Annotated in this window: 5 protein-coding genes; 2 read left to right on the top strand and 3 right to left on the bottom strand. The window is 73.0% G+C overall.

Annotated features, from left to right (window positions below):
• Positions 1-81 precede the first annotated feature (81 nt).
• From ACFWFR_RS14740 to ACFWFR_RS14730, 3 genes are all read right to left on the bottom strand, one after another.
• Entirely contained in the window at positions 82-1,881 is a 1,800-nt protein-coding gene (locus tag ACFWFR_RS14740; RefSeq protein ID WP_377623446.1) for a sensor histidine kinase, read from the bottom strand.
• 63 nt (positions 1,882-1,944) lie between these two features.
• Positions 1,945-2,784 (bottom strand): response regulator transcription factor, encoded by an 840-nt coding sequence (locus ACFWFR_RS14735; RefSeq protein WP_377623445.1) that lies wholly within the window; start codon positions 2,782-2,784, stop codon positions 1,945-1,947.
• An 85-nt stretch (positions 2,785-2,869) separates the two neighbouring features.
• On the bottom strand, positions 2,870-3,550 hold the full coding sequence (locus ACFWFR_RS14730; protein WP_139107917.1) for a TetR/AcrR family transcriptional regulator: 681 nt from the start codon (positions 3,548-3,550) through the stop codon (positions 2,870-2,872).
• A gap of 98 nt (positions 3,551-3,648) precedes the next feature.
• Between ACFWFR_RS14730 and ACFWFR_RS14725 the strand changes: the two genes are divergently transcribed.
• Both ACFWFR_RS14725 and ACFWFR_RS14720 read left to right on the top strand, forming a co-directional pair.
• On the top strand, positions 3,649-6,381 hold the full coding sequence (locus ACFWFR_RS14725) for a beta-glucosidase (protein WP_377623444.1): 2,733 nt from the start codon (positions 3,649-3,651) through the stop codon (positions 6,379-6,381).
• 174 nt (positions 6,382-6,555) lie between these two features.
• Positions 6,556-8,226: an ABC transporter substrate-binding protein gene (locus tag ACFWFR_RS14720; RefSeq protein ID WP_377623443.1), complete on the top strand. Its 1,671-nt coding sequence runs from the start codon at positions 6,556-6,558 to the stop codon at positions 8,224-8,226.
• Positions 8,227-8,319 lie beyond the last annotated feature (93 nt).

Here is an 8,319-nt window from a genome sequence, read left to right as displayed (position 1 = left end):
GTCGGGCTGACAACGAACGCAACCTCGTGCTCGACCGGCCGCAACGCGACCATCAGCAGGCCGAGGCCGCCCCGCACCGGCTCAGCCTCGCGGCAGCCGGACCTCGAACGTCGTGCCCGACGCCGGAGCGCGCCCCGCGTCGTCGGCCTCCGGTCCGTCGTCGCGCCGCGGTCCCGTGGCTCCTGGCCGCGCGAGGTCGCTCGCGGTCGCGTCGCGCACCGAGATCTCCCCGCCGTGCGCCTGGACCACGGCCTGCGCGATCGCGAGGCCCAGCCCGGTCGACCCGCCGACCCGGTTGCGCGCCGAGTCGCCGCGGCTGAACCGCTGGAACAGCGACGGCAGCAGGGCGGGCGGGATGCCGGGGCCGTCGTCGGTCACGGACAGGACCACGTGGTCCTCGCCGTCGGGCCGGATGCTCACGACGACGCGCGTGCCGGGCGGCGTGTGGACGCGGGCGTTGCCGAGCAGGTTGGTGAAGACCTGCCGCAGCCGCGCCTCGTCGCCCACGACCGTGACGTCGGGGATGTCGAACGTGTCGTCGCCGTCTGCCCAGAGGGCGTCGCCCTCGGCGAGGATCCCGTCGCCGTCGAGCGTCAGCGTGTCGACCTCGGCAGGGTCGCGGTCGCCCGTGGTCGAGCCCTCGTCCCCCTCGACGACCGGCCCCTCGCCCCCTGCGAGCGGCAGGTCGAGCTCCCACACGTGGTCGCGGCTCGCGGCGTGCGCGTCGGCCACCGCGTCGATCGCGAGGGCCGCGAGGTCGACGGGATCGCGGTCGAGCGGTCGCCCCGCGTCGAGCCGGGCGAGGAGCAGGAGGTCCTCGACCAGGTCGCCCATGCGCAGGGCCTCGGACTCGATACGGTCGAGGGCGCGCAGCGTGTCGGGCGGGACCTGGTCGGGGGAGCGGCGGACGAGCTCGGAGTACCCGCGGATCGAGGCGAGCGGCGTGCGCAGCTCGTGGCTCGCGTCGGCGACGAACTGTCGGACCTGGGTCTCGGACTCGTGCCGCGCGGTCAGGGAGGCCTCGACGTGGTCGAGCATGCGGTTGAGCGCCGCGCCCACCTGCCCGACCTCGGTCCGTTCGTCGGTGAACTGCTCGTCGACGCGGGGGATCTCCTCGACCTCACCGCGGTCGAGCGGTAGCTCGGACACGTGCACGGCCGCGTCGGCGAGCGAGTCCAGGGGTCGCAGCGAGCGGCGGACGAGCCACGTCCCGAGCACCGACGCGAGCACGATCCCGGCGGCGACGAGCCCTGCCTCGACGAGCAGGTAGCCCTCGAGCGTCTCGGTCACGGCGGCCGTGCTCATCGCGGTGATGCTGGGCTCGCCCCGCTCGGTCGTGGTCGAGACGGCCCGGAACGAGCCGAGGCCGCTCACCTCGACCGTGTGGGGCCGGTCGTCGGAGGGCACGCTCTCGAGCTCGGCGACCTGCTCGTCCGTGAGCTGCTGGAGGTTGCCCGACGCGTCGATGTACCCCGCGAACCGCACCGACCCGTTCTCGTAGACCACGTTGATGGTCCCGGCGCCCTGCCCGGGGGGCAGGGGGCTCTGGTTCTCCGTGCCCGACGACGGAGCCTCGCCCGGGAGGGTCCCGGCACCCGGGTCCTGGGCCGAGCCGTCCGACGCCGCGCCGGGGTCCGTGGGTGCGGTCGAACCGTCGGCGCCGCCCGTCGTGGTGTCCTCCGGAGTGCTCCCGGTCGTGCCGGTCGTGCCCTCGGTGGGAGGCGCGTCAGCGCCGAACCGGTCGAACGGGCCGCGCTCGGCGCGCTGGCTCGCCTGGACCAGCTCCAGGTCGAGGCGGTCGACCAGGCTCGCGCGGAGCGCGAGCGTCGAGCTGGTGGCGAGCGCGACGCTCAGGACGAGCAGGATCGCGACGAGGACCATGACGAGCTGTCGGCGCAGGGTGCGCGGTCGGGCGGTGAGCGACGCCCGGGGTGAGGTCACGCGTCAGGCCTTCGTGGCGCCGTCGGGCGCGGTGCTCGCGGTGGCCGCTGCGGCGCCCGCGGTGCCCGCTGTGCTCGACGTGCCCTCGGCGGGCTTGATGACGTACCCGACCCCGCGCAGCGTGTGGATCATGGGCTCGCGGCCCTTGTCGATCTTGCGGCGCAGGTAGGAGATGTAGAGCTCGACGATGTTGGCCTGCCCACGGAAGTCGTAGTTCCACACGCGGTCGAGGATCTGGGGCTTGGACATGACGCGGCGCGCGTTGCGCATGAGGTACCGCAGGAGCTCGAACTCGGTCGCCGACAGGTGGATGGGGTCGCCGCCGCGGAACACCTCGTGCGAGTCCTCGTCGAGGACCAGGTCGCCCACGACGACGGTCGAGTCCTCGCGGGCTGCGGTCGCCCCGCCGCGGCGCATGAGGCCGCGCAGCCGGGCCACGACCTCCTCGAGGCTGAAGGGCTTGGTCACGTAGTCGTCGCCGCCCGCGGTCAGTCCTGCGACGCGGTCCTCGACCGTGTCGCGCGCCGTGAGGAACAGGACCGGGACGTCGGGCGAGGTCGCACGGATGCGGCGCAGCACCGAGAGCCCGTCGAGGTCGGGGAGCATGACGTCGAGCACGATCACGTCGGGACCCACGTCGCGGGCCGTGCGGATCGCGGACTGCCCGTCGAGGGCGGTCGAGACCTCCCAGCCCTCGTAGCGCAGCGCCGACGTGAGGAGCTCGGCGAGGTTGGGCTCGTCGTCGACCACGAGGACGCGCACGGGGGAGCCGTCGGCCCGGGTCAGGCGCTCGGGGGCGCGAGGCGAGACGAGGGGTTCCGTGGGCGCGGGCGTCGTGGTCATGCGTCCATGGTGCGCGCGGTGTCTCGGCGGCGCCTGTGGTGTTCCTATGAATCGACTGTGAGGCCCCGGGGGTCCCGCGCGCGGGTCAGTCGAGCGGCCGCTCCCTGCGCGACGCGGCGAGCGTCGAGGACAGGATCGCCTCGATCGCGAAGGCCGTGGCGCCGGCGAGGTCGACCGCCTCGGGGTCGAGCAGCCACTGGGTCTGGAGGCCGTCCATGACGGCGATGATCGTGCTGGCTGCGCGGTCGAGCGCGACGGGGTCGAGCTCGACATCGTCCTCGGGCGTCAGGAGCCCGGCCTCGCGGCGCTCGGCGATCACGGTGTCGAGCGCGCTCGTGATGTCCCCGCGCAGGCCCGCGAAGCGGCGCGCGGCCCAGTCGCGCGCGGGGTGCTGGTCGGTCACGGACTCGCCCGTCAGGACGGTGTACGCCTGGACGATGCCGGGGCGTTCCGCGTTCATGCGGGCGGTCGTGACGAGGTGGCGGAACAGGTCGAGCCCGCCGGGGATGTGCTTGCCCTCGAGGTGCTCGACGTCGACGACGTCTCGGAACTCGAGGACCTCGATGAGGAGCTGGTTCTTGGAGCCGAAGTGGTGGAGCACCCCGGCGTGGGTGATCCCGACCTGCTCGGCGACCTCGGCGAGCGAGCCCTGGTGGTACCCCTTGGACCCGAAGACGCGCATGGCTGCGCGCAGGATCTCTTCGCGCCGGGCGGCGGTGCCCTTGCGCGGTCGGCGCGTGCGCGCCGGTGTGGTGGCCTCTGTCATGACCGCAACCATACTGTGATCTTCGTTGACTTACTGACTAGTCAGTAAGTGTGGTTGTATATCGGCCAGCAGACAACGCCGTCCGAACGGAGCACCTGGTGTCACTGAAGACCCACGACGTCACGACCGACGTCACCCCCGACGTCGTCGACGTCGGTGCCGACGCCGACGTCGACGGGACCGAGGAACGCCTCGCGCGCCTCACCGCAGACCTCACGGTCGAGGAGAAGGTCTCCCTCCTCGTCGGCGCAGGCATGTGGACCACGACCCCGATCGAGCGCATCGGCCTGCGGGCCGTCGCGATGTCCGACGGCCCGGTGGGCGTCCGTGGCACGGGCGGCGAGTCCACCCTGGCCGACGGCTCCCCGGTGACCGCGCAGACCTCCGCGATGTTCCCCGCCCCCAGCGCGCTCTCCGCGACCTGGGACCGCGACCTCGCGGCCCGCGCCGGCGCGCTGTTCGCGTCCGAGGCGCGCCGCCACGGCGTCGACGTGGTCCTCGCCCCGCAGATCAACCTCCAGCGCACGCCCGTGGGCGGCCGGCACTTCGAGTGCTACTCCGAGGACCCGCACCTGACCGCGGAGATCGCGGTCGAGCTCGTGCGCTCCTCGCAGGCCCACGGCGTGGGCATGAGCGTCAAGCACTACGTCGCGAACGACTCCGAGACCGAGCGCACGCGCTACCTCGCGCGCATCGACGAGCGCACGCTGCGCGAGGTCTACCTCCCGCCGTTCGAGCGCGTCGTGCACGAGGCCCAGGCCTGGAGCGTCATGGGTGCCTACTCGGGCGTCGACGACGGCGAGACCGCGGCCCCGGTGCTCGAGCACCGCCCGCTGCTCACGGGGGTCCTCAAGGAGGAGTGGGGCTTCGACGGCGTCGTCGTGAGCGACTGGGTCGCGACCAAGACGGTCCGCGGCGCGGTCGAGGGAGGCCTCGACCTGCAGATGCCCGGCCCCGACGGCCCGTGGGGCGACGGCCTGCTCGCCGCCGTCCGCTCGGGCGAGGTCGCCGAGGGCGAGCTCGACGACAAGGTCCTGCGCCTCCTGCGCCTGGCCCACCGGGTCGGCGCGCTCGACCTCGGGGCACCCCACGCTCCCGGCACCGCGCAGGTGACCGGGTTCCAGCCCGACGACGCACCCTCCTCCGCGTCGTCGGCCCGCGACGGGCTCACGGGCCAGGAAGCGTCGGCCGCGTTCCTCCGTGAGCTCGTCGCACGCTCGATCGTCGTGCTCAAGAACGAAGCCGTGGCGGCCCCTGGCACCGACCGGGCCGGCGATGCCCGCGGCGCGGTCGCCGGGCTCGTGCCCCTCGACCCCGCGGCCCTGGCCCCCGCCGGCCGTCCCCTGACCGTCGCGCTGCTCGGCCCCGCCGCGACCACCCCGTTCCTCCAGGGCGGCGGCTCGTCGTTCGTGGTCCCCGACCGCGTGACCACCCCCGAGGACGAGCTCCGCGCGGGCCTGCCCGAGGGCACGCGCATCCTGGTCCACGACGGTGCGCGCTCGCGCTCCAACCCGCCCGCGCTCGACGTCTCGGGGCGCTGCAGCGACCCGGTCACGGGCGCGCCCGGCCTGCGCGTCGAGCTCCTCGACGCGCACGGCGAGGTCCTCGACTCCCGCACGGCCCCGACGTGGGACGGGTGGCTCCAGGACGTCCGGGCCGACGCCGTGGCCGTGCGGGTCCGCGCGGACGTCGACCTCGAGGAGCCCGGCACGCACGAGCTCGGCATCGGCACGGTCGGCGTCCACACCGTGACGGTCGACGCGCGGCTCGTCTCGACGGGCGACGTCCTCGTCAACGAGGACGTCGTGCTGAGCTCGGGACACAACCACCCGGTCGCCCGCACCGTGGACGTCGAGGTCACCGAGCCGCGCACCGCGCGACTCGACGCGACGCTCCAGGTGGTCCACGCCGTCGGGTACGCGTCGTTCGTCCGGGGCGAGCTGGTCCACCGGCTCCCCGGCGCGACCGCTCAGGAGCTGCTCGACGAGGCCGTCGCCGCGGCGACCGAGGCCGACGTGGTGGTCCTCGTCGTCGGCACGACCGAGGAGGTCGAGTCCGAGGGCTACGACCGCCCCGACCTCGATCTCCCGGGCAACCAGGACCGGCTGGCCGAGCTCGTCCTGGCGGCCAACCCCCGCACGGTCGTGGTCGTCAACGCGGGCGCCCCGGTCCTGCTGCCCTGGCTCGACGACGCCCCGGCCGTCCTGTGGGCGTGGCTCGGCGGCCAGGAGGCCGGTTCGGGCCTCGCCGACGCGCTGCTCGGCGTGACCGAGCCCTCGGGCCGGCTGCCCTGGACGCTGCCCGCGCGCTTCGAGGACGTCCCGGTCCCGCACGCGATCCCGCAGGACGGGGTCGTCGAGTACTCCGAGGGGCTCGACGTCGGCTACCGCGCCTGGGAGCGCACGGGCGCCACGCCCGCGGCCCCGTTCGGGCACGGCCTCGGCTGGTCCACGTGGGAGTACCTGGGCGCGACGGTCGTCGGGGACCCCGCCGGGTCCGACCCCGCCCCGTCCGGCGACGTCCTGCTCGACGTCTCCGTCCGCAACACGGGCGAGCGCACGAGCCGCGAGGTCGTCCAGGTCTACGTCGAGCCCGATGCGGCGTCGACCCCGCCCGGAGCCCCCTCCCGCCCCGTGCGCTGGCTCGGCGGCTTCGCCGTCGTCGACGCCGCCCCGGGCGAGCTCACCACGGCGCGCGTGCGCATCCCCGCACGCGCCCTCCAGATCTGGGACGTCCCCTCGCAGCAGTGGGTCACCGCTGCCGGCGGGCACGTCCTGCGAGCTGGCCGGTCGATCCGCGACCTCCGGCTCCGGGCACCACTGCCCGCCTGACCCGGGGAGCGGCGGCGTTCCCCCGCCGCAGCTCCTCGACAGCACCACCGCACGACCCGCACCACCCGCTCGGCCCCGCAGCACAGCGCACGACCCAGCCCCACCCAGCAGATGTCAGGTTCACCGCGGACCGCACGTACGGTTCGTTCAGATTTTCAGTGCAAGGAGGCACTCATGAACAAGCGCAGGATCAGCACGGCGATCGTCGGACTCACGTCTCTCGCCCTCGTCGCCACCGCATGCAGCGGCGGCGGCAGCGGCGAGGGAAGCTCCTCGTCGGCAGGAGGCTCGAGCGTCCTGACCATCGGGATGCCCAACGGTCCGCAGACCGACAACTCCAACCCTTTCGCCAACACGTCCTCGGCGATGTCGCTGGGCTACGCGTTCGCGATCTACGAGCCGCTGGCCCAGGTCAACACGGTGCGTCCGTCCGAGGACCCCACGCCGTGGCTCGCGAGCGAGTGGGAGTGGAACGCGGACTACACGCAGCTGACCCTCACGGCCCGTGACGGCGTCAAGTGGTCGGACGGCGAGGACTTCACGGCCGAGGACATCGCCTACTCGTTCCAGATCCGCAAGGACAACGAGGGCCTCAACACGTTCGCGCTGCCGTTCGGCGACATCACGGTCGACGGCAACAAGGTCACGGTCTCGTTCACCTCGGGGCAGTTCGTCAAGCAGGGCCAGATCCTCCAGCTCTTCGTGGTCCCCGAGCACGTCTGGAAGGACGTGGAGGACCCCACGACCTGGACCAACGAGGAGCCCGTCGGGACGGGCCCGTACACCCTCAAGTCCTGGACCGCGCAGGCCGCGACCCTCACGGCCCGTGACGACTACTGGGGCGGCGAGCTCGGCGTCAAGGAGCTGCGCTACAGCTCCTACAACGACAACAACGCACTCACCAACGCCCTGGTCTCGGGCGAGGCGCAGTGGGGATGGACCTTCATCCCCGACTACGAGAAGGTCTACATCGACGCCAACCCCGAGGTGAACAACCAGTGGGCGCCCACGGGTCTGGGCATCGACACGCTGTTCCTCAACACCGAGACCGCGCCGTTCGACGACGTCGCCGTCCGCAAGGCCGTGCAGCTCGTGCTCGACCGCGAGCAGATCTCCGAGCTCGCGTCCTCGGGCGTGTTCCCGCCCCTGACCAACGTCGCGGGGCTGCCCGAGCCCGCAGGCACCGACTTCATCACCGCGCCCTTCCAGGGCAAGGACTACACGGTCGACGAGGCCGGTGCCAAGCAGGTCCTCGCCGACGCGGGCTACACGCTCGACGGCACGACGCTCAAGGACCCCGAGGGCAACGCCGTGACGTTCACGCTGACCAACCCCACGGGATGGTCGGACTACCTGACCGAGCTCCAGATGATCGCCGACGCGGTCAAGCCTCTGGGGATCACGGCCACGGTCGAGGGCCAGAACGCCGACGCCTGGTTCACCGCGATCGCCGAGGGCGACTTCCAGGCCTCGATGCACTGGACCGACGGCGGTGCGACCCCCTGGGACACCTACTCCAACCAGATGGACGGCGCCCAGTACCTGCCGCTCGGTGAGCGCGCCATCTGGAACTTCGGCCGCTTCAAGAACGACGAGGCGACCGCTGCCCTGGCCACGTACGCCAACGCCACGGACGAGGCGGCCCGCACGGCCGCGCTCGAGACCGTCCAGCAGGTCTTCGTCGACGAGGTCCCGGCCATCGCGCTCCTCGGACGCCCGGCCGCGGCCCAGTACTCGACCAAGAACTTCGTGGGCTGGCCCTCGGACGAGGACCCGTACGCGAACCCGCAGCCGACGACGGCCAACGCGTCGCTCATCCTCACGAAGCTGAAGCCGGCTTCCTGATCGCGTGACTGCTCGTGAGTGAGGGGGCGGGGCCGTCGCCGGGCCGTGGTCGGGCCTGGCGGGAGGCCGAGGAACGAGGCCGGATGGTAGGCC

The sequence above is a fragment of the Oerskovia sp. NPDC060287 genome (assembly GCF_042726775.1).
GTDB lineage: Bacteria > Actinomycetota > Actinomycetes > Actinomycetales > Cellulomonadaceae > Oerskovia > Oerskovia merdavium.
Note: the sequence above shows the minus strand (reverse complement) of the source record. Positions and strands in the feature narration are given on the sequence as shown.